The organism is Actinocrispum wychmicini (genome assembly GCF_004345645.1).
Classification (GTDB): Bacteria; Actinomycetota; Actinomycetes; order Mycobacteriales; family Pseudonocardiaceae; genus Kibdelosporangium; species Kibdelosporangium wychmicini.
Window position 1 is genome coordinate 321094 of sequence record NZ_SLWS01000005.1, and the last position, 22385, is coordinate 343478.

Annotated in this window: 16 protein-coding genes; 11 read left to right on the plus strand and 5 right to left on the minus strand. The window is 68.7% G+C overall.

What is annotated here, in order from left to right; translation table 11 throughout:
• Window positions 1–79 precede the first annotated feature (79 nt).
• The 6 genes from EV192_RS23500 to EV192_RS23525 all read left to right on the plus strand — a co-directional run bounded on the left by EV192_RS23500 (window position 80) and on the right by EV192_RS23525 (window position 8106).
• The gene (locus EV192_RS23500; protein WP_132118854.1) at window positions 80–874 is read left to right on the plus strand and encodes a TIGR03084 family metal-binding protein; all 795 of its coding nucleotides are present in this window, start codon (window positions 80–82) and stop codon (window positions 872–874) included.
• 47 nt (window positions 875–921) lie between these two features.
• The gene (locus EV192_RS23505; RefSeq protein WP_132118856.1) at window positions 922–2607 is read left to right on the plus strand and encodes an acyclic terpene utilization AtuA family protein; all 1686 of its coding nucleotides are present in this window, start codon (window positions 922–924) and stop codon (window positions 2605–2607) included.
• Window positions 2604–4199: an acyl-CoA carboxylase subunit beta gene (locus EV192_RS23510; protein WP_132118858.1), complete on the plus strand. Its 1596-nt coding sequence runs from the start codon at window positions 2604–2606 to the stop codon at window positions 4197–4199. The genes EV192_RS23505 and EV192_RS23510 overlap by 4 nt, the downstream gene beginning before the upstream one ends.
• A 10-nt stretch (window positions 4200–4209) precedes the next feature.
• The gene (locus EV192_RS23515; RefSeq protein WP_132118860.1) at window positions 4210–6144 is read left to right on the plus strand and encodes an acetyl/propionyl/methylcrotonyl-CoA carboxylase subunit alpha; all 1935 of its coding nucleotides are present in this window, start codon (window positions 4210–4212) and stop codon (window positions 6142–6144) included.
• Between the two features lie 56 nt (window positions 6145–6200).
• Window positions 6201–7475 carry a sensor histidine kinase gene (locus tag EV192_RS23520; protein ID WP_132118862.1) on the plus strand — a complete coding sequence of 425 codons (1275 nt, stop codon included), beginning with the start codon at window positions 6201–6203 and terminating at the stop codon, window positions 7473–7475.
• 103 nt (window positions 7476–7578) lie between these two features.
• On the plus strand, window positions 7579–8106 hold the full coding sequence (locus tag EV192_RS23525; protein ID WP_132118864.1) for a hypothetical protein: 528 nt from the start codon (window positions 7579–7581) through the stop codon (window positions 8104–8106).
• A 31-nt stretch (window positions 8107–8137) separates the two neighbouring features.
• Here EV192_RS23525 and EV192_RS23530 read toward each other — a convergent pair whose 3' ends face one another.
• Both EV192_RS23530 and EV192_RS23540 read right to left on the minus strand, forming a co-directional pair.
• Window positions 8138–11140 carry an AfsR/SARP family transcriptional regulator gene (locus tag EV192_RS23530; RefSeq protein ID WP_243727020.1) on the minus strand — a complete coding sequence of 1001 codons (3003 nt, stop codon included), beginning with the start codon at window positions 11138–11140 and terminating at the stop codon, window positions 8138–8140.
• A gap of 2316 nt (window positions 11141–13456) precedes the next feature.
• Window positions 13457–13957 carry a hypothetical protein gene (locus EV192_RS23540; protein WP_132118870.1) on the minus strand — a complete coding sequence of 167 codons (501 nt, stop codon included), beginning with the start codon at window positions 13955–13957 and terminating at the stop codon, window positions 13457–13459.
• Window positions 13958–14140: 183 nt separating this feature from the next.
• Between EV192_RS23540 and EV192_RS23545 the strand changes: the two genes are divergently transcribed.
• The 3 genes from EV192_RS23545 to EV192_RS23555 all read left to right on the plus strand — a co-directional run bounded on the left by EV192_RS23545 (window position 14141) and on the right by EV192_RS23555 (window position 16222).
• Complete coding sequence (locus EV192_RS23545) at window positions 14141–15094, plus strand: LacI family DNA-binding transcriptional regulator (RefSeq protein ID WP_165960560.1); 954 nt, start codon at window positions 14141–14143, stop codon at window positions 15092–15094.
• 54 nt (window positions 15095–15148) lie between these two features.
• Window positions 15149–15895: a tRNA(His) guanylyltransferase Thg1 family protein gene (locus tag EV192_RS23550; RefSeq protein ID WP_207926200.1), complete on the plus strand. Its 747-nt coding sequence runs from the start codon at window positions 15149–15151 to the stop codon at window positions 15893–15895.
• 105 nt (window positions 15896–16000) lie between these two features.
• Window positions 16001–16222 (plus strand): hypothetical protein, encoded by a 222-nt coding sequence (locus EV192_RS23555; protein WP_132118876.1) that lies wholly within the window; start codon window positions 16001–16003, stop codon window positions 16220–16222.
• A 48-nt stretch (window positions 16223–16270) separates the two neighbouring features.
• Here the strand turns inward: EV192_RS23555 and EV192_RS23560 are convergent, their stop codons facing one another.
• Window positions 16271–18610, minus strand: a complete 2340-nt coding sequence (locus tag EV192_RS23560) for a Tex family protein (protein ID WP_132118878.1) — start codon at window positions 18608–18610, stop codon at window positions 16271–16273.
• 175 nt (window positions 18611–18785) lie between these two features.
• Between EV192_RS23560 and EV192_RS23565 the strand changes: the two genes are divergently transcribed.
• Both EV192_RS23565 and EV192_RS23570 read left to right on the plus strand, forming a co-directional pair.
• Window positions 18786–20288: a CocE/NonD family hydrolase gene (locus EV192_RS23565; RefSeq protein WP_132118880.1), complete on the plus strand. Its 1503-nt coding sequence runs from the start codon at window positions 18786–18788 to the stop codon at window positions 20286–20288.
• A 95-nt stretch (window positions 20289–20383) separates the two neighbouring features.
• On the plus strand, window positions 20384–21343 hold the full coding sequence (locus EV192_RS23570) for a ring-cleaving dioxygenase (protein WP_132118882.1): 960 nt from the start codon (window positions 20384–20386) through the stop codon (window positions 21341–21343).
• On the opposite strand, the gene EV192_RS23575 is transcribed toward EV192_RS23570, so the two are convergent.
• Both EV192_RS23575 and EV192_RS23580 read right to left on the minus strand, forming a co-directional pair.
• Complete coding sequence (locus EV192_RS23575) at window positions 21312–21941, minus strand: alpha/beta fold hydrolase (RefSeq protein ID WP_132118883.1); 630 nt, start codon at window positions 21939–21941, stop codon at window positions 21312–21314. The two genes, EV192_RS23570 and EV192_RS23575, sit on opposite strands and share 32 nt — an antisense overlap.
• Window positions 21938–22381, minus strand: coding sequence for a hypothetical protein (locus EV192_RS23580; RefSeq protein WP_165960562.1), 444 nt, complete (start codon window positions 22379–22381; stop codon window positions 21938–21940). Before EV192_RS23580 ends, EV192_RS23575 begins: the two co-directional genes overlap by 4 nt.
• Window positions 22382–22385 lie beyond the last annotated feature (4 nt).

Consider the following 22385-nt stretch of genomic DNA (forward strand, 5'->3'; position numbering starts at 1 on the left):
TTCGAACAGGGCCGAATAGTGTCCAGGCAGTGAAACAAGCGCGCTTGCTTGTTTTGCTTCCGGGTGGCACGCTGGGCGGATGTCGACGCAGCTACTCGGCCTGCTGGACGACCTTCGGGCGGAAGGCGACGCACTGGAGTCCCTGGTGGTCGGCCTGCCGGCGGACGGGTGGGCGACACCGACGCCGGCGGCCGGCTGGACGATCGGGCACCAGATCGCCCACCTGGCCTGGACCGATGAGGCGTCCGTGGTGGCCGCGACCGACCAGGTCGCGTTTCAGGCGATCCTGGCGCAGGCACTGAAGGCGCCCACCGCGTTCGTGGACACGGCGGCCGCGCAAGGCGCCGCTCGTGCCCCGGACGAGTTGCTTTCGTGGTGGCGGGTGAGCCGGATCGCCCTGGTGGAGGCGTTGGCGAAGGTCCCGGCCGGCACCAAGCTGCCCTGGTTCGGGCCGCCGATGAGCCCGATGTCCATGGCCACCGCACGGCTCATGGAGACGTGGGCGCACGGTCTCGACGTGGCGGACGCGCTCGGCGTCGAGCGGACCGCCACCGTCCGACTGCGACACGTCGCGCACATCTCGGTCCGTACGCGGGATTTCGCGTTCACGATCAACGGCCGCACCCCGCCGGCCGAGGAGATCCGGGTCGAACTCGCCGCCCCGGACGGCTCGACATGGGCCTGGGGCCCGACTGACGCGGCCCAGCGGATCGTCGGGTCCGCGCTGGACTTCTGCCTGGTGGCCACCCAACGCCGGCACCGCGCGGACACGAACCTGAAGGCGGACGGCCGGGATGCGGACGCGTGGCTGGACATCGCCCAGGCGTTCGCCGGCCTGCCCGGCCCAGGTCGGGCGAGCACCGCCCACGAATAAAACAAGCATGCTTGCTTGTTTTCATCCCGGCTGGCATGCTGGCAGCCATGTCGGCGATCAGGATCGGCAACTGTTCCGGGTTCTACGGGGACCGGTTCGGCGCTGTCCGCGAGATGCTCACGGGCGGGCCGCTGGACGTGCTCACCGGTGACTACCTGGCCGAGCTCACCATGCTCATCCTCGGCCGGGACCGGATGAAGGACCCGCGGCGGGGCTATGCGAAGACGTTCCTGCGGCAGATGGAGGACGGCCTCGGCCTCGCGCTCGACCGCGGCGTCAAGATCGTCGCCAACGCCGGCGGCCTGAACCCGGCCGGCCTCGCCGACGCCCTGCGTGAACTGACCGCGGGGCTCGGCCTGACCGCCAGGATCGCCCACGTCGAAGGGGACGACCTGATCGGCCGGGTGGACGAGCTGGGGCTGGGCAAACCGTTGACCGCCAACGCGTACCTGGGTGCCTGGGGCATCGCGGAGTGCCTCAAAGCCGGCGCGGACGTGGTCGTGACCGGGCGGGTGACGGACGCCTCGGTGGTCGTCGGTCCGGCCGCCGCCCACTTCGGCTGGGGTCCGGCCGACTACGACCAGCTGGCCGGGGCCGTGGTGGCCGGGCACGTGATCGAGTGCGGCGCCCAGGCGACCGGCGGCAACTACGCGTTCTTCGCCGAGCACGACATCCGGCATCCGGGCTTCCCGATCGCCGAGATCAACGCCGACGGCAGCAGCGTGATCACCAAGCATCCGGGCACCGGCGGCGCTGTCACAGTCGGAACCGTTACCGCGCAACTGCTGTACGAGATCGGCAGCGCTCGCTACGCCGGCCCGGACGTGACCGCCCGCTTCGACACCGTGTCACTGTCCCAAGAGGACGTTGACCGGGTGCGGATCAGCGGGGTTCGTGGGGAGGCGCCGCCGCCGACGCTGAAGGTGTCGCTGAACACCCTCGGCGGGTTCCGCAACGAGATGGTGTTCGTGCTGACAGGTCTCGACATCGAGGCCAAGGCCGAGCTGGTGAAGGAGCAGATGACCGAGGCGTTCGCGGCCCGGCCGCCGGCCGAGGTCCGGTGGACTTTGGCCCGGACCGACCACCCGGACGCGGCTGTGCAGGAGGAGGCCAGCGCCTTCTTGCGTTGCGCGGTCAAGGACTCGGACCAGAAAGTCGCCGGCCGGGCGTTCTCCAGCGCGGCGGTCGAGATCGCGCTGGCCAGCTACCCAGGCTTCCACGTGACCGCGCCGCCCGGGGACGCGTCGCCGTTCGGCCTGTTCACCCCTGGGTACGTGGACGCCAAGCTGGTCGAGCAACTGACCGTTGTGGACGGTGTGCGCACAGTGATCCCCCCGGCGCCGGAGGTCCGTGAGCTGGAGCCTGTGCCCGCGCCGCCGTTGCCGGAACCGCTGTCCGGGCCGACCCGGAACGTCCCCTTGGGACTCGTCGCGGGCGCCCGCAGTGGGGACAAGGGCGGCGACGCCAATGTCGGCGTGTGGGTGCGGACCGAGGCGGCGTGGCGCTGGCTGGCGAACACGTTGACCGTCGACGAGTTCCGGCTGCTGCTGCCGGAAACCGCGGACCTGCCGGTGACCCGGCACGTGCTGCCGAACCTGTTCGCGCTGAACTTCGTGGTCAGCGGGCTGCTCGGGGACGGGGTAGCGGCCCAGGCGCGGTTCGACCCGCAGGCCAAGGCCGTCGGCGAATGGTTGCGGTCGCGGCACATGGACATCCCGGAGGCGCTGCTGTGACGCTGTTGCAGTCCACATTGGATACTTCGGCTGACGACTTCGCCGCGAACCGCGACTCGATGCTCGGCAAGCTGGCCGACCTGGACGCGGAGTACGCCAAGGCGATCGCGGGCGGCGGGCCCAAGTACGTGGAGCGGCACCGCAAGCGTGGCAAGATGCTGGCCCGGGAACGGGTCGAGCTGCTGATCGACCCGGACTCGCCGTTCCTCGAACTGTCCCCGCTGGCCGCGTGGGGCAGCGACTACACCGTCGGCGCCAGCGTGGTCACCGGGATCGGCGTGGTCGAAGGCGTCGAGTGCGTGATCATGGCCAGCGACCCGACCGTGCGCGGCGGGTCGAGCAACCCGTGGACGGTCAAGAAGACGTTCCGCGCCATGGACATCGCGTTGGAGAACCGGCTGCCGCTGATCAACCTGGGCGAGTCGGGCGGCGCGGACCTGCCGTCCCAGAAGGAGATCTTCATCCCGGGCGGCCGGCTGTTCCGTGACCTCACCCGGTTGTCCGCGGCCGGCATCCCCACCATCGCCCTGGTGTTCGGGAACGCCACCGCGGGCGGCGCCTACGTGCCGGGCATGTCCGACCACGTCGTGATGGTCAAGGGCCAGTCGAAGGTGTTCCTCGGCGGGCCGCCGCTGGTGAAGATGGCCACCGGCGAGGAGTCCGACGACGAGTCGCTGGGCGGTGCCGAGATGCACGCCCGCACGTCCGGCCTGGCCGACTACTTCGCCGTGGACGAGCAGGACGCGATCCGGATCGGCCGGCGGATCGTCGCCCGGCTGAACTGGCGCAAACGCGGTCAGGAGCCTGGACTCGTTGTCCCGCCGCTGTTCGACGAGGAGGAGCTGCTCGGGATCGTGCCAGGCGACTTGAAGATCCCGTTCGACCCACGGGACGTGATCGCCCGCGTGGTCGACGGCTCGGACTTCGACGAGTTCAAACCGTTGTACGGCACGAGCCTGGCGACCGGATGGGCCCGGGTGCACGGATATCCGGTGGGCGTGCTGGCGAACACGCGCGGTGTGCTGTTCAGCGAGGAGTCGCAGAAGGCCGCCCAGTTCATCCAGCTCGCCAACCAGACCGACACCCCGTTGATCTTCCTGCACAACACCACCGGGTACATGGTCGGCAAGGACTTCGAACAGGGCGGGATCATCAAGCACGGCAGCATGATGATCAACGCGGTGTCCAACTCGAAGGTGCCGCACATCTCGATCCTGATGGGCGCGTCCTACGGCGCCGGGCACTACGGCATGTGCGGCCGCGCGTACGACCCACGGTTCCTGTTCGCGTGGCCGTCGGCGAAGTCCGCGGTGATGGGCCCGCAGCAGCTGGCCGGCGTACTGTCCATTGTGGCCAGGGCGGCGGCGGTGAGCCGCGGCCAGGAGTACGACGAGGATCAGGACGCCGCCATGCGCGCGATGGTCGAGTCCCAGATCGAAGCCCAGTCGCTGCCGAAGTTCCTGTCCGGCCTGCTTTACGACGACGGCGTGATCGACCCACGCGACACCCGGACCGTGCTCGGCATGTGCCTGTCCGCGATCCACACCACGCCGGTCGCCGGCGCGGACGGCTTCGGCGTCTTCAGAATGTGATGTGAGAGCGATGATCACGAGTGTTCTGGTCGCCAACCGTGGGGAGATCGCCCGCCGGGTGTTCCGCACGTGCCGTTCGCTCGGCATCGGCTGTGTGGCGGTGTATTCCGACGCTGACGCCTCGTCTCCGCACGTGCATGAGGCCGACGCCGCCGTGCGCCTGCCGGGGAACGCGCCGAGTGACACGTACCTGCGAGCCGACCTGATCGTCGAAGCTGCCCGCCGGGCCGGGGCCGACGCGGTCCACCCGGGCTACGGCTTCCTGTCGGAGAACGCGGACTTCGCCCAGGCCGTGATCGACGCCGGGCTGGTGTGGATCGGCCCGTCGCCGTCGGCCATCGCCCGGATGGGCTCGAAGATCGCGGCCAAGGAGCTGATGGCCGCGGCCGGCGTGCCCGTACTGTCCTCTATGGAGGATCCGGAGTCGTTCCCGGTGCTGGTCAAGGCGTCGGCCGGTGGCGGCGGCCGGGGGATGCGGGTGGTCCACTCGGCCGCCGAACTGCCCGCCGAACTGGCGGCGGCCCGATCGGAAGCCCAGTCCGCGTTCGGTGACTCCACGGTGTTCTGCGAGCCGTACCTGGAGAACGGCCGGCACATCGAAGTCCAGATCATGGCGGACTTACACGGCACGGTCTGGGCGGTGGGCGAACGTGAGTGCTCCATCCAGCGGCGGCATCAGAAGGTCATCGAAGAGGCACCGTCCCCGCTGGTCTCGCGTGTTCCGGGGATGCGTTCGGAGTTGTTCGACGCGGCCCGTTCGGCGGCTTCCGCCATCGGGTACGTCGGCGCCGGCACGGTCGAGTTCCTGGCCGACGAGCAGGGGCGGTTCTACTTCCTGGAGATGAACACCCGCCTGCAGGTGGAGCACCCGGTCACCGAGTGCACCACGGGACTGGACCTCGTCCGGCTGCAACTGCTTGTGGCACAAGGGGAACGCCTCGCCGCCGCGCCGCCGGACCCGACCGGCCACGCGATCGAGGTCCGCCTGTACGCCGAAGACCCGGCGCAGTCGTGGCGCCCGCAGAGTGGAACGCTCCATCACCTGTCCGTGCCAGGCGTGACCACCTCGTTCGCGGTGCCGTCACACGGCTTGCGACTGGACAGCGGCGTGACCGACGGCTCGGTCGTGGGCGTCCACTACGACCCGATGCTCGCCAAGGTCATCGCCTACGCCCCCACCCGTTCGGAAGCCGCGCTCAGCCTGGCCGGGGCACTGGCACGAGCTCATATCCACGGCCTGACCACCAATCGTGACCTGCTCGTACGCGTCCTGCGGCACCCGGAGTTCCTCGCCGGCAACACCGACACGGCGTTCCTGGACCGCCATGGCCTGGCAGCGCTCGCGGAACCCCTCGCGGACAAGGACACAGTCGAGCTCGCGGCCCTCGTCGCGGCGTTGGCGGACGCGGACTCCCGTAAGTCCGACGTCCCCAGCGGCTGGCGGAACGTGCCGTCCCAGCCACAGCACAAGACCTACCGTTCCCAACTCGGCGACCACACGGTCAGCTACCGGCACACCCGCTCAGGCCTGGTGGCCGACGGCTTCGCCGGCGTCCGCCTGCTCGCCGCCGACGCCGGCAAGGTCACCCTGGAGGTCGCCGGCGTCCGCCGGGACTTCGCCGTCGCGACCTACCCGGATCTGGTCTGCGTGGACTCGGCGCTCGGCCCGGTGGCACTGACCCCGGTGGCCCGGTTCACCGACCCGTCCACCCAGGTCACCCCCGGCTCCCTGCTCGCGCCGATGCCCGGGACCGTGGTCCGGATAGCGGTCGCGGAAGGCGACGAGGTCACCCAGGCCCAACCACTGCTGTGGCTCGAAGCGATGAAGATGGAGCACAAGATCGCGGCGCCGGCCGCCGGAGTCCTCACCGAACTGCCGGTCAAGGTCGGCCAGCAGGTCGAACTGAACGAGGTCCTGGCCGTGGTGACGGGCCCCACCCCCTGACCAAGAGTGGGTCTAAGTCCACTGGCCAGCGGCCGCGGACAGGTCAGAATGGCGGTATGACCGCAGTCGCCGTACGCCCGACCCACACCCGTTGGCAGTTGTTCGGGTGGGGCCTCGCACTCATCGGGCTCGAGGTGCCCGCGTACGTGCTGATGGTGCTGTTCTCGCTGGCCGTGGGGTTCATCCCGTTGTGGATCGGGTTCCCCATGGTGATCGCGGTCACCACGGTGGTCCGCCGGTTCATGAACTTCCACCGGCGCCGGGCCGGGTGGGTGCTCGGCGAGGAGATCGAGCGGCCGTACCGGTCCCGCCGGGCGGACAGCGGGCTGGTCATCCGGGTGTTCGACCTGCTCAAGGACCCGGCGACCTGGCGTGACGTGGCGTTCATGTACGTCCAGACGTCCGCCGGCATAGCCCTGGTGTTCGTCCAGGTCGGGCTGCTGATCGGCGGGATCGGGCACGTCACGCTGGTGGCCTGGTGGTGGGCGCTGCCGGCCGACGCGAACTTGAACCTGGTCGGGTTCCTGTCGGTCGACTCGACCGAGACCGCCCTGATCTACGGCGGCACCCTCGGCGTGATCTACCTCGCACTGTGGTGGTGGGGCGGCCCGCACCTGATGCGGACGCAGGCCCAGATGACCAGGTGGCTGCTGGCACCCACCGAGCGGGCCCGGCTGGCCAACCGGGTGCAGCAGCTGACCGAGTCCCGTGCGGACACGGTGGACACCCAGGCGGCCGAACTCCGGCGGATCGAACGCGACCTGCACGACGGCGCCCAGGCGCGGCTGGTCGCGCTCGGGATGAGCCTCGGCATGGCCGAGGAGACCGTCGCACGGGACCCGGCGGCCGCGCGGGAACTGCTCGCCGAGGCTCGGGCGGCCAGCTCACAGGCCCTGGCCGAGCTGCGCGACCTGGTGCGGGGCATTCACCCGCCGGTGCTCGCCGACCGCGGCCTGGACGGGGCGATCCACGCTCTGGTGCTCTCCCACCCGTTGGCGACCGACGTGGAGATCGACATTCCCGGGCGGTTGTCCGCGCCCGTGGAGTCCGCCGCGTACTTCGCGGTCGCCGAGACGTTGACCAATGTGGCCAAACACGCCGGCGCCAGCAAGGCCTGGATCCGACTGGACTATGCGGACGGACGGCTCACCATCCTCGTCGGCGACGACGGCAGAGGCGGCGCCGATCCCTCAGGTGGAACGGGTTTGCGTGGCATCGAGCGGCGCCTGGCGGCATTCGATGGCACTCTGGTGGTGAGCAGCCCGATGGGCGGTCCGACCGTCGTGGTGATGCACCTGCCGTGCGAGCTCATCGCCACACAGTCGTCCTAAACCGTGTGTTTGTTCCGTGTGGCCGGTGTTCCTACTGTTCTGCGCCTGGGTGACCCCCGATTTGTCGCCCGTAACCACGCGGATCAGAGGGAGAACCACGGACGTGAGCACATACCCGACCACTCCTGCCCAGGGCAATCGCACCGGCGCCGCTCCTGTGCGGCCGGGCACCCTGAAGGCCGCGGTCCTGATCGCCGTCGTCGTCGGACTGGCGGAGGTCGTGAACGCCGTCGTGATGCTGACCGGGGGCATGGACCTGGCCGCGAAGCTGGCCGCCAAGGGCTTGGACATCCTCAACCTCGACCTCGGCGCGGACCTCAACAACCAGGTCATCAAGGAGGCCGCCACGCAGATGCAGAGCACCCTGCAGGGGCGGGCCTTCATCCTGCTTGTCTTCGGTGTCGGGATGCTGCTGTTCGGACTCCTCATGACCAAGGCGGCGACCTGGGCGCGGGTCCTGGTGACCATCTTCGCCGCGCTGACCCTGGGCATGTCCGGCTTCGTCCTGCTGGACGTGAACACCACGCTGATGATGGTCCTCGGCGCCGTCGCCACGCTGGGCGCGATCGTCTCCATCGTGACGACGTGGCTCGGCCCGAACGGCCGCTACGCCAAGGCCCTGAAGGCCTGACATCGCACCACAGTCTCGGGGTCCGGGCACATCAGGGGAGTGCCCGGCCCCCGTTTGCCTTTGGTACGGCCAAGTTCAGCAGCATTCTGAGCAGTGTCGACGAGTTGCCGTCCCGTGGGTCGCCGATCCGCTCGGCCTCGTCCCGGGACGCGTTCGCCGCTCGGGGGTCGCCCGTCGCGTCGTACGCGGCCGCCAGCAGATGCAACGTGATCACGGTCGCTGACGTGCTTCCCATCGCGCGGTACTCCTGAAGACACGTCCGCAGCGCCGGAATCGCCTCGCCGGGCCGGCCGTCGCCGATCCACGCGGCCGCGATCGCCCGGGTGCACGACAGTTCACGAGGTCGTTCACCGAGATCCCGGGCGATTTCCCTGGCCTCCCGGAACGCCCGTAACGACCCGTCGCGGTCATCGAGCCCGGCGCGGACAGCGCCCGACGTGCGCAACACCTTCGCCAAAGCCGACGGTGAACCGACCTTGCGGAGCAACGCGATCGCTTCCTCGGTCAGGTCCAGAGCCCTGGCCAGGTCGTCCTTGGCCAGCACGTAACCCCACGCCCGGTCGTGCAGCGCCATCGCCAGTTGCCGGGGCTCGCCATGTGCCCTCGCCAGGTCAAGCGCCTCCGCCTCGATTCCGTTCGACTCGGCGATCCGACCCTGCCTGCTCAACGCCGCGGCTTGGATGTGCAGAACCGAACCGAGCGCGAACCTGTCGTCCCGCAGCCGCGCACGAGCCGTGGTCGCCAACGCGACCGATTCGTCAGGCGAGCCGACGGCGATCAGGCACGCCGCGAGGTTGTTGTGCACCCACCCCAGCGCCTCGCCCTCGCCCAAGTCGGCCAGTTCCGCCGCACATCCGCGATACTCCTCGATGGCCTGCTCGTAGTTGCCGCGCGCATGGCGAAGCAACGCGAGCACCGACCTGGCGCGTGCCGCCACCCGGCGATCCGGGTTGTCGGCGAGAGCCTGGTAGCCGAGGCGCATGTCCGCGTACTGGCCGTGGAACCACAGGTAGACCGACAGCCTGTCCATCAGCATCATCGCCTCGGCCGCCCAGCCCCAATCGGCCACTTTGGACAGAGCGGTCAGCAGGTTCATCCGCTCGGCGGCGAACCACGCCCCCGGGTTCGCGGTCAGTCGCCGCACCCACGCCGGCGGCAAAGGCTGCGGTCTCGGCAGGGCACCCAGCCGAGGCAACGGAACCGTCCACGGCAGCTGCCGCGCGGCCACGTCCGCGATGCCCACCATCGCGTCGATGATCAACTCGCCGTCGGCCATCCGTGCCGCCTGGTCGTCCTCGGCCCGCGCCCGTTCCATCGCGAACAACCGGACCAGGCTGTGCATCCGGTATCGCGGCTCGCCGGTCTCGTCCGTGCCGGTGGGGTCGAGCAGCCCGGACTCCACCAGGTCCTCCACCGCGTCGTCGGCGGCTTCGGCACCCAGCAAGGTGACGATCCACCACTCGGGCAGGTCGACGATGTCGATGTTCCCCAACCGCCGCAGCGCCGCCCGTGTCGGCTCGCTGAGCGAGGCGTAGCTGAGCGTCAAGCTCGCACGCACCTGGAGGTCGCTCACGGCCAGCTCGTCGAGTCGCCGCCCTTCGTCCTCCAACCGGTCGGCCAACACACCCAACGGCAAGGTCGGCCGAATCGCCAGCCGCGTCCCGGCGATCCGCAGCGCCAGCGGCAGATTTCCGCACGCGGCGGCGATCCGGGCCGCGTCCGGTCGCTCGTCGGCCACCCGCGCCCGGCCGACGATCCGCTCCAGCGCGTGCATCGCCTCGTCGTCGCTGAACGGGCCGACGATCACCCGGCTCGCCCCGGCCAACCCACTCAGCCGACGCCGACTGGTGATCAGCACCGCACACCCCGGCGTACCGGGCAGCAGCGCCCGCACCTGCGCCGGATCGGCGGCGTCGTCCAGGACCACCAGGACCTTCCGGTCGGTCAGCAGGCCACGGTAGGCCGCCGCCCGCGCCTGCGGGTCGTCCGGGACCGCCGGGCCGCTGACTCCCAACCCGCGCAACAGGTCCGCCAGCACCGCCCCGGTGTCCCTCGGTGCGTCCGCGCCGGACAGCGGCACGAACAGTTGGGCGTCCGGGTACACCGACCGAAGCTGGTGCGCGACGTGGATGGACAGCGTCGTCTTGCCCGCGCCGGGGTCGCCGCTGAGGACGACAACGGGAACGCCGTGCCCACCAGGGTTGAGCAGACCGGTCACCTCACTGAGGTAGTCGACACGCCCGGAGAAGTCCGCCGCGACCGCCGGCAGCTGGCAGATCGGCCACGTCGGCCTCGGCACCGGGACATCGGCCTCACCCCGCAGCATCGACTCGTGCAACCGCCGCAGCGCGGCCCCAGGCTCAACCCCCAACTCGTCGATGAGCGTCGCCCGGGTGGCCCGGTAGACCTCCAACGCCTCCGCCTGCCGACCGGAATGCCGCAACGCCAGCATCAACTGCCCGGCCAACCGTTCCCGCAGCGGATGCTCGACCACCATGGCCTGCAGCTCCGCAGCCAACTCCACATGCCTACCCACCGCCAACTCAGCGTCCGCACAGTCCTCGAACACCGCGAGCCGTTCCGACTCCAACCGAGCCACGTCAGCCTCGAGCGCGGGAACATGCATGTCGCCCAACGGATGCCCCCGCCACAAAGCCAACGCCCGCCGCAGGTGCACAGCAGCCCGGTCCGGCTGACCCGCCCGCGCGGCAGTCCGCCCAGCAGCGGCCTGCTCACGAAAGACAAGAAGGTCGACATCCTCAGTCGCCACAAGCAACCGATAACCCCGCCCGGCATGGTCGATCCGAACCCCCGGCAACCTCGCCCGCAACCTGGACACATAAGTGTGCAGGTTCGACGCGTACGACTTCGGCGGCAACTCCGCCCACAACGCCCCCACCAACCCATCGGTCGTGACCATCCTGTTGGCGTGGAACACCAACATGGCCAGCAGAGCACGCTGATGCTCGCCACGTAATCGAACCTCGCCGCCGCTCCCAACGACAGCCAACGGACCGAGCACACCGAACTTCACAATCTCGCTTCTCTCCCCACGGACAGGCGGGATGCAGCATAACCAGCCAAGTGAGCGAATACGTCACCATATAAAACCACGTTTCGTCAATAAGTCACCTCCAACGGTGCTGGTAGAAGCGCTGACACCGGCCGACAAGTGGACTGGGGGCCGGCGACTGCCAGATCAGCTGCCTTACTGGTGAAAGTTGTGCCGGGTTGCCGACCATGCTGCGATGGCGACCGCCGCGTTGGCCCGGCCCTTGTGCTGGATGGTCGTTGTTTTGTGTGGCTGCCGTGGCTTGCCTGTGGGATCGGGGTGGTTGCTGAGTTGAGGTTGACCATTGGGCTGGGTTGATGGGGTTGTTGGGGTAAGGGTGACCGTTGGGCGGGATCGGGTCGGTGGGTGGTGGGTGCGGGTTGGTCATCGCGGTGGGCTGGTCGTTCGGCTGGGATGGTTGGGCGCCGTCTGGCTGGGCGCCCGCCTGGTTGGGTGCTGCGCTGGTTGGCTGTTGGGCCGGATTGGCCGTTGGGCGGGTTGACGGCGCCGGGTTTGATGGGTCGGCGGGTTGGTGAGTTTGATGGGGTCGGCAGGTCGGCAGGTCGGCAGGTCGGCGGGTTTGGTCGTTCGGCGGGGCGGTGGGTCGGCGGGTTTGGCGGGGTTGATGGTGGCTGGGTTTGGTGGTTGGCCAGGTTGATGGGTCGCCAGGTTGGCCGGGTTGGCGGTTCGTGGTTGGGTCGGGTTGACGGTGGACGGTTGGTGGGTGGGGCCGAGTTGGTGGTTGCCGAGGTTGGTAGTTGTGCCGAGCTGACATTGGGTCGGGGGCGACGGCCACGGTGGTTGACGGTTGGGGCTGGGCCGCCGACCGCGGGCCGATGCCGATGCCGATGCCGATGCCGACGGCTGGCTTGATCGTTGGGGCCGACTTGATCTTCGTGCTGAGTTGCCCACCGTGCCGGGTTTGGTCGCCTTGCTGATTGACCGTCGTGAGGGTTGGGCTGTTGTGGGTTGGCTGTTGGGCTGGTTGGTGTCTGTCGGGTAGGCCAATGCGTTGGTTGGTTGTCCTGTGGGTCCGGCTGTGGGGTTGGGTTGATTGTTTGAGTGGGTGGGGTGGCAGTGGTCGGTTGGTCGTCGCAGTGGATTGGTCGCTGGGTCGGGTGGTTGGCTGTCAGGTGGATTGCTTGTTGGGGTGGTTGGCTGTCAAAGGCGGTTGCTTTGTTGGGTGGGGTTGGTGGCCGCCAGGTTGGTTGTTGTGCCGGTTGGTCACCGCGTTGGTGGTTGTCGTGCGAATTGGGTGAGGGGCGGGAGGTTTCTGGGGTGGGGTGAAGATTGGGTTGGGCTTGTTCAGGTGAGTGCTTGTTGCGCGGGTCGCGGGGCTCGGTTGATCCTCGCGGTGAGTTGGTGAGTTGGTGAGTTGGTGAGTTGGTGAGTTGGTGAGTTGGTGAGTTGGTGGGGCGGCTGGGTTGATCCTCGGGGTGAGTCGGTTGGTGGTTGGGGCGGTTGGTTGTCGTGCGGGTTGGTTGTGGGGTCAGAGTGGTTGTCGGGCTGGGGTTGAACATTGGGTCGGGTCGGGTTGTTTGGATGGGGTGATCGTTTGGTGGCGGTTGGCGATGGCCGGGTTGGTCTGAACCGCGGCGGGTTGGCTGTCGCGTTGGTTGCTGCGGCGTTGGGTTGGCCGCTGTGCTGGTTGCCGCGGTGTTGGGTTGGCTGTCGCGTTGGTTGCTGCGGCGTTGGGTCGGCCGCTGTGCTGGTTGGTGGTCGCGGTGGGTTGGTCGTCGTGTGGGTTGTCGTGTGGGTTGGCTGTTGGGCCTGGGTGGTTGCGGGGTTGAGGTTGACCGTTGGGTCGGGTTCGGTTGAGGGTGATCGTCGCTCCGGCTCCGGCTCCGGCTCCGGCTCCGGCTCCGGCTCCGGCTCCGGGTTGGTTGGGTTGGTTGGCGGGTGGTTGTTTGGGTGGGTGGCTGCTGCGTGGCGTTGCCACTGTGTGGGTTGGTGTTGGGTGGGGTGGTGAGCGTGTTGGGCAGGGTGTTGGCGCGGTTCAGGTCGGCCGCGTGGGGTTGGCTTTGCGTGGCATTGGGGTTGGGGTTGTCGGATGGGCTCGCTGTTGTTGGTGACAGCGGTTGGCGTCTTCGTTTCTTGCTGGGGCGTCGGGGACGTCTGGCTGTGCTGGGTGGGGTGGTTGGGCGCTGGGGATGTTGCCGCCGTTGCCGCGTCGGCTTCGGGGCACCGGATGTGGGGCGGGCGAAGCCGATCGCGGAACGGTGGGTTGGTGGCGATGGTTGGGAGTCTTTCGGCAGCACCGGATTCTGAGTGGGGCCGCTGTCAGGTTGGGGGCGGTGGTCAGGTGGTGCTGGGGTTTGGGTGGGGCGGTGGGCGTTCCTCGGTGGGGATGAACGCGTGGCCGGGGGCGTCCGGGTTTGCTCCGATTTTGAGGAGGCGGGCCCTGATGGAGCCGAGTGACCGGCCGAAGTGGGTGGCCAGTTCGCGCCGGACGGTGGTGGCCGAGTGGGTGTCGCCCGCGGCGAGCCACAGTTCCATCAGCTCTTCGTCCTGCTTGGTGGTCCAGGGCGCTTGTGCGTTGGACGCGCCGGTCGTTGTCGGCCGTCCGTTCAATGTGGACACTCCGGTCATGACCTGGTGCAGCAGCCGGCCCACCGCCGCGAGGCCGTCCGGCGGCAGGGTGAATGCGCCGGACGCGCTTGGCAGGCCTTCCATGTCGGTGCCGCCGACGGACACTTCTATTCGCTCACCGAGCTCTCCGGCCGGCGGCAGCGTGGTCGCCCGGACGGTGTACTGACGGCCGTTGGCATACACATCCGCCTTGCAGTCCAACATTCCCATGACTTGCTCCTGTTTCTGGTGCGTAAGCCGCTGGTCGGGCTTTGTGGGTCCAGCTTGCCGTGGGGGTCTGACAGTTTTTCTGGGTAGGTGGTGGGAATCGGCCTTGGTTGTGCGGTCTGAGCTGGGTTCGGTCCCTCAGTCGGGTGTATTTCTCGGGCGGCTCGTTACAGGATGGAAGCTGCCATGAAGAGACCGACGATAGGTGACATCGCCCGACGCGCGGGGGTGTCCAAGGCCGCGGTGTCCTACGCGCTCAACGGCAGGCCCGGGGTGTCCGAGGAGACGCGGGAACGGGTCTCCCGGATCGCGCACGCGTTGGGGTGGCGGGCGAACACCGCCGCACTCGCGTTGTCCGCGGAGCGCGCCGGTGTCGTCGGTCTGGTGGTCGCCGGGCCGGCGCCGTGGGCGATGGTCGAGGGGATCGAGCGGGAACTCGCTGTCGACGGTGTGGCGCTGCAGGTCGCGATCGTGCGGGACACCGAGGCCGAGGCGGAGACGTACCGTGACTGGTGGGCCGCCCGGCGGGTGGACGGCGTGCTGGTGATCGACCCAAGGTCCGACGATCCCAGGATTCCGTTGCTGCGCAAGCTCAACGTGCCCGCGGTGCTCGTCGGAGCCCATGCGCCGGACATGTCCGCCGTCGTCGACGACCCCGTGACGGAATGCCGGCGGGCGGTCGAGCACCTGATCGAACGCGGCCACCGGAAACTGGGGCATGTCGCCGGACGCGCCGAGCTCTGCCGCAACGCGCATCGCAGAGAGGCGCTGTGGCAGGTGTCCCAGGAGCTACTTGGCGTCGTGCCCGTGGCGACCGGTGGGGACCTGCAGGCCACGCGGGCGTTGCTGGCCAGACCGGACCGGCCGTCGGCGCTGATCTACGACGAGGAGACGGCGGCGGCTACGACAGTCGCGCACGCGTCCGTGCTGAACTTGCGGATTCCGACCGAACTCGCGGTCGTCGCGTGGGGCGACTCGGCCGTGTGCCAACTCGTCCATCCGGGTGTCACGGCGATCCGCCACGACGACGGCGCGGCCGGTACGTTCGCCGCCCGTCTCCTGCTGAACCATCTCAAAACGGGCATACCAGAACAGCGGTTGGTCGGCCCAGGCGAACTTGTCATCCGAGGCACCACGTAACCCTGAATGCCGATACTGTTACGCACAGTGTCATCGTGTGCGGAGGGTAACAGCGTGGACGGCGAGGAGTTCGAGGCCAGCCAACGGTCCCGCGAGTGGTTCCACTCGCTGGTTCTGGTGCCGGGCGCGTGGACGGTCCTCAGGGTGGACGGACGGAGCTTCTCCCGGTTCACCGAACAACGCTTCGACAAGCCGTTCGACCTACGCTTCTCGCAACTGATGACGGAAGCCGCACGGGCGCTGCTCACCGAGTTCGGCGCCCGGTACGCGTACACCGAGAGCGACGAGATCTCGGTCCTGCTCGACCCGTCGTCCGAGATCTTCGGCCGCGGCGTGGAGAAACTCGTGTCCGTCTCGGCGAGCATCACCGCCGCCACGTTTACCCACGCGGCCGGCGAACCCGCTCAGTTCGACAGCCGAATCTGGATCGGCAACGGCCCGATGGACGTCCTCGACTATTTCTCGTGGCGCCAGGCCGACGCACACCGTTCGGCACTCAACGGCTGGTGTTATTGGACCCTGCGCAAAGCCGGCCAGTCACGGGAAGAGGCCACCAAGGCACTGGAAGGTGCCAACGCGGCAGCCAAGAACGAATTGCTGTACCGGCACGGCGTGAACTTCAACGAGGTTCCCGCCTGGCAGCGGCGAGGCGTTGGGCTGTGGTGGGAGACGTACGAGCGGCCGGGATACGACCCCATGCGGGAAATGGCGGTGACGGCGACGCGGCGACGCGTGCGCGAGGAGCGTGAGCTGCCGATGAAGGAACCCTATCGGGAGTTCCTGGCGGATCTCATCTCCTGACTCGCCATATCAGGAATCCTGAATGAGTTTCCCTGTTCTTCACCGGAAAGTGGCCACTTTTGAGTGACTTGCGGGGGTGTTCGCTGGCGGGCCAGGCTGGGGGTCATGAGTTTTCGCGACTTGACCATCAGGGTGCTGGGGGAGTTCTCCAACGCGGAGTACGCCGGGCTGGCTTATGAGGTCGGGTTGCGGTTACGGGCCGCCGGGCTGGGTGAACGGTCGATCTTGATGGTGGACGGCGACATGTCGTCGCAGGACATGCACGCGTTCTTCGGCGCGCCGGATCCGTTGCCACACAGGAATTGGACCGCGCGCTGGATTGAGTAACGCGGCTGGGTCGCCGGCGCGATCGGCCGACGACCCGTGCCGCGACGGTTACTTCTTGCCGAAGCCGGCTCGGCGGAGGGCGTCCGCCATGGAGCCGGTGGCGGCGGGTTCGTTTCGGCGTTGGCGTTGTTGGCCGCCGCCGCGGTTGCCTTGGCGGTTGTCCCGGCGGTTTCCGCCGCCGCCACTGCCCGTTGGCTGTTGCGGTTTCCCGGGTTCGTCCTCGAGACGCAGGGTCAGGCCGATCCGCTTGCGTGGGATGTCCACCTCGAGCACCTTCACGCGCACGATGTCGCCGGGTTTCACCACGTCCCGGGGGTCCTTGACGAAGGTGCGGGACATCGCGGACACGTGCACGAGCCCGTCCTGGTGCACTCCGATGTCCACGAACGCGCCGAACGCGGCCACGTTCGTGACCACACCTTCCAGGGTCATTCCCGGCTTGAGGTCGGAGATCTTCTCCACGCCGTCCGCGAACGCGGCCGTTTTGAACGCCGGACGCGGGTCACGGCCGGGCTTGTCCAGTTCGGCGAGGATGTCGGTGACTGTCGGCAGGCCGACCGAGGTGTCGACGAAGTCCTTGGGCTGCAACGACTTCAGTGCCGGGCTGCCGATCAGTTCGCGGATGCCGGCGACTTTGGTCGCGGTCAGGATGCGGCGGACCACCGGGTAGGACTCGGGGTGCACGCTGGACTGGTCGAGCGGGTCGTCGCCGTCGGCGATCCGGAGGAAGCCGGCGCACTGCTCGAAAGCCTTGGGGCCCAGGCGGGTCACGTCTTTCAGGGCGCTGCGGGAACGGAACGGCCCGTTGCGGTCCCGGTGCAGCACGATGTTCTCAGCCAGGCCTTCGCCGATGCCGGACACCCGCGTCAGCAGGGGCGCGGATGCCGTGTTCACGTCGACACCGACGGCGTTCACGCAGTCCTCGACGACCGCGTCCAGGGACCGCGACAGCTTGCCCTCGGTCAGGTCGTGCTGGTACTGGCCGACGCCGATGGACTTCGGGTCGATCTTCACCAGTTCCGCCAACGGGTCCTGCAGGCGTCGCGCGATGGACACCGCGCCACGCAACGAAACGTCGAGCTCCGGCAGTTCCTGCGACGCGTACGCCGAAGCGGAGTACACCGAAGCTCCCGCCTCGGACACCATGACCTTGGTCAGCGGCAGGTCCGCGTGCAGCTTGATGAGGTCAGCGGCGAGTTTGTCGGTCTCGCGGGACGCGGTGCCGTTGCCGATCGCGATCAGTTCGACGTTGTGCTGCTTGGCCAGGCGGGCCAGGGTGGCGATCGACTCGTCCCACGCCCGGCGCGGCTCGTGCGGATAGATGGTGTCGGTGGCGACGACCTTGCCGGTCGTGTCCACCACGGCCACCTTCACGCCGGTGCGGAACCCCGGGTCGAGGCCCATGGTCGGGCGGGTGCCCGCGGGTGCCGCCAGGAGCAGGTCACGCAGGTTCGCGGCGAACACGCGGACAGCCTCGTCCTCGGCCGCGGTGCGCAGTCGCATCCGCAGGTCGATGCCCAGGTGCACGAGGATCCGTGTCCGCCAGGCCCACCGGACGGTGTCGGTGAGCCATTTGTCGCCCGCGCGGCCACGGTCGTCCACGCCGAAGCGGCCGGCGATGCTGATCTCGTAGCCGCTCGGGCCGGTCGCGGGCTCGTCGTCGGGCTCCGGGCTCAGGGTGAGATCGAGGATCTCCTCCTTCTCGCCGCGGAACATCGCGAGGATCCGGTGGGACGGCAGTTTGGTGAGCGGTTCGGCGAACTCGAAGTAGTCGGCGAACTTGGCGCCGTCCTCTTCCTTGCCCTCGCGGACCTTCGAGGCCAGCCGGCCACGCGACCACATGCGCTCACGCAGCTCGCCGATCAGGTCCGCGTCCTCGCCGAAACGTTCGACCAGGATCGCCCGCGCGCCTTCCAGGGCGGCCGCGACGTCGGCGACGTTCTTGTCGGCGTCCACGAACCCGGCGGCGGTCGCCTGCGGGTCCAGTGTCGGGTCGGCGAGCAGCTGCTCGGCCAGTGGTTCGAGGCCTGCCTCGCGGGCGATCTGCGCCTTGGTCCGACGCTTGGGCTTGAACGGCAGGTAGATGTCCTCCAGCCGGGCCTTGGAGTCCGCGGCGAGGATCTGCTGCTCCAGCTCGTCGGTCAGCTTCCCCTGTGAACGCACCGAGTCCAGGATCGCCGCGCGCCGCTCCTCCAGCTCACGCAGGTAACGCAGCCGCTCCTCCAACGAACGCAGCTGGGCGTCGTCGAGCGTGCCGGTCACCTCCTTGCGGTAACGGGCGATGAACGGCACGGTCGCGCCGCCGTCGAGCAGGTCGACCGCGGCCTTCACCTGGTTTTCACGGACACCCAACTCCTCGGCGATCCGCTGGTCTATCGACAGAGTCACATCGAGCATTCTGCCCAACCCGGCAACGCGCCGTCAGCCCGACCACGCCGCGACGGCCGGTCCATGATCGACATCGGCCGGCCCCACTACCCACTCGGGTGAACGAAGTTACTGGTGCGTAACTCTCCGGTGGGTGTCGCGTTGTGCCGGATACGCGACACCCAATGGAGGGTAAATGCGCAGCTCACGGATATTGACCCTGCTGATAGCCGTAGCCGCGGCGGGCACGCTGACCGTCCCCGCCACCAACGCCGTCACGTTCGGCGCTGACATCTCCTACCATTCGATCCCCGGTGCCGGCGGCACGCCGATGCGCGGGTTCGTCGTCACCCCGACCGGGCGCGGCGACGGCCCGTTCCCCCTGCTGGTCATGCCGGCCAGTTGGGGCGCGCCGAACCTGGAGTACGTCGGCGCGGCCCAGAAGCTCGCCACGACCAGCGGTGACGTGGTGATCAGCTACACCAGCCGGGGGTTCTACGACTCCGGCGGTGAGATCGACGTCGCCGGGCCGGACACCGTCAACGACGTCAGCGCCGTGATCGACTGGGCGGTGGCGAACGCGAAGGCCGACGTGAACCGGGTCGGCGTCGCGGGGATCTCGTACGGCGCGGGCATCGGCCTGCTCGCGGCCGCGAACGACCGGCGGATCAAGGCCGTCGCGTCGATGAGCACGTGGGCGGACCTGGAGGCCAGCCTCTACCCGAACCAGACCATCAGCCTGCTGTCCGGGGGCGCGTTGTTGGCCGTGGCGCAGGTGGTCGGCCGACCAGGGCCGGACCTGCGGCGGGTCACGTCCGAGTTCCTGGCCGGGAAGATCGACTACGCCCGCCAGCTGGCGCCGTCCCGGTCCGCGGCGAGCAAGGTTGACCAGGTGAACGCCAACGGGGCCGCGATCATGATCGCGAACTCGTTCGAGGACGCCATCTTCCCGCCGAACCAGGCGGTCGACTTCTACGACAAGCTGCGCACGCCCAAGCGGATGCTGCTGCAGGGCGGTGACCACGCCACGGCCGAGCTGCTGGGCGCGGTCGGGCTCTCGAACGACGTGTGGGACACGGCGACCAAGTGGTTCGACCACTACCTCAACGGCGTCGACAACGGCGTCGACCGCACCCAGCCGGTCCAGGTGATGTCGGCGAACGCGAGTGCGTGGGCGGGCTATCCGTCGTTGGCCGCGGCGGCCACCACGACCGACACGATTCCGTTGTCCACCAGGACTTTCGGCAGCGGTGTCGGTACGGTCGCGGACAGCGGCATCCCGCTGCTCAGCGGCGCCCTGCAGGGCTACCTGAAGATCCCGACCGGGGTGGTGATCCCGGCGGTGCTGCCCGCGCTGGCGGGGATCTGGAACGGGCCGACCTACCGCACGGCCACGACCGTCGTCGGGAAGCCACGCGTGACGGCCACGGTCACGTCCACGGCGTCGAACACGTCGCTGTTCGCGTACCTGTACGACGTGGACGCGCTCGGTATCGGCTCGTTGATCACGTACAAGCCGTACACGATACGAGGCGCACGAACGGCCACGGTCGATTTCCCGTTGGAAGCGATCTCGTGGGACGTGCCCGCCGGTCACCACCTCACGCTCGTGGTGGACACCATGGACCTGCGGTTCACCAGTGCGAGCACCGCCGGCCTGGTCAAGGTGAGCGGCACGTTGACGGTGCCACGCAGATGACGCCGCTGAACCTGTGCCGATAGAGGCTGCCTCCTCGTGAGCACGCGCCAAAGCGTGCTCACGAGGGGACAATGGCGGAGGCGAGAGGAGTCATCATGTCCATCGCGACGAGCGGCCTCCATCACGTGACCGCTATCGCTGGCGACCCACAACGCAATGTCGACTTCTATCTCAAGGCCCTTGGCCTGCGGCTGGTCAAGACCACCGTCAACTTCGACGACCCGGGCACGTACCACCTCTACTACGGCGACAGCGCCGGCAAACCCGGCTCGTTGCTCACGTTCTTCCCGTGGCGCGGCGCGCCGCTCGGCCAGCGCGGCACCGGCCAGGCGACCACCACGGCGTTCTCCGTGCCCGAGTCCGCCATCGGCTGGTGGAAGTCACACCTGGCGGAGGCGGGGGTCGAGGTCAGCGAGGTGGTCAACCGCGACGACGAGGACGTGTTGACGTTCCACGACCCCGACGGCCTGATCATCGCGCTCGTCGCACACACCCAGGGCGACCCGCGTGAGCCGTGGGACCACGGGTTCGTCCCGCCGGAGCACGCGATCCGCGGGCTGCACTCGGTGACCCTGTCGGTGGACCAGGAGGAGGCGACGGCGGGCATGCTCGTCGACGACCTCGGCCTGCGGCAGGTCGGTGCGGACTCGAACAGGTTCCGGTTCGCCGCCGGGCAGGGTGGGGCCGGTGCGCTGGTCGACGTGCTGGTGACTCCGGAGGCGCCGCCCGGTCTGGTCGCGGTCGGGACCGTGCACCACGTGGCGTGGCGCGCGCCGGACGAGGAGACCCAGGCGCTCTGGCGGGACGAACTGATCGACCGGGGCGTGACCGTGACGTCCATTTTGGACCGTCAGTACTTCCGGTCGATCTACTTCCGCGAGCCCGGCGGCACTCTGCTCGAAGTGGCCACCGACGAACCGGGATTCGCCATCGACGAGCCGCTGCTCGAGCTGGGCCGGGCGTTGAAGCTGCCGCCGTGGCTGGAGCCCCGGCGCGAGGAGATCGAGGGGATCCTGCCCCAGCTCACGCTGCCTTCGCCAGTAGAAACTCGGTGACCAGCGCGGCCACTTCCCGTGGCTTCTCGCGGACCATGTTGTGTGAGGCGTCGAACTCGACGACGTCCGCACGGCCGGCGAGGTCGGCGAGAACACCCTTGCGGGCCGCCGTGTAGAAGTCGGCGAACGGCTCCTGTGGCGGCATGAGCCTGCCCGCCACCACGGCGAGTGCCGGGCAGGTCAGGCCGTCGTAGAGCTCGGTGACGGTTTCGTTGTCGACGAGTTCGCGGATCGGCAGCAGGTCGGGGTCCATGGTCGTGGCCATCTGGTCGAAGATCTCGGTCAGCTTCCGTTTCCAATCGGCCAGTTCGGGCTCGGCCAGGCCGGGATAGCCGCTGGGGAAGCCGTGGCCGTCCAGGTTGACGACCGCCGGGCACTCCGGATGCCGTTTGCCCCACCGGACCGCCAAGGCGCCGCCCAGGGACAGGCCGACGACCGCCGGGTTGCCCAGCCCGAGGTCCTCGATCTGGTCGAGCATGGACTCCCAGGTCCATGGGCTGTGCAGGTCGATGGTGTGGGCAGTGCGGCCGGGGAGTTCGAACTCGTCCCAACACGACGAGTTCCCGCCGGCTCCGTGGATGAGCAGCACATCGGTCACGTTCTCGGTCCCTTCAACTGGACGCGTTCCTGGATGGAGGTGACCGTGACGCCGCCGTCGGGATGTCGCGTGAGCTTGTCGCGGGTGACTAGGTCGTGCACGCCTTGCCTGGTCATCCCCAGCATCTCCCCGGCGACCGCGTACGACACGGCCGCTTTGCCGGGGAATCCCATCTGCCGCAACACCACACGGCCCAACGGCGTCCGCCACCAGCCCGCGGGCGGGTCGAACACGTCGTCGCTCGGGTACAGCGCGCCGATGATGCTCGCCACCGCGTACGTGGCATTGGGTCCGGTCAGGCGGGCCGCCCAGATCCGGGCGGCCCGCTCACAGCGGGCCCGGACGTCCACGACCGGGTCCTCCAGCAGGATCTCCAGCGGGTCCAGCAGCCGGTTCGACATCACCTGGATCAGCTGCTCGACGAGTCCGGTCGGGTCCATCGCC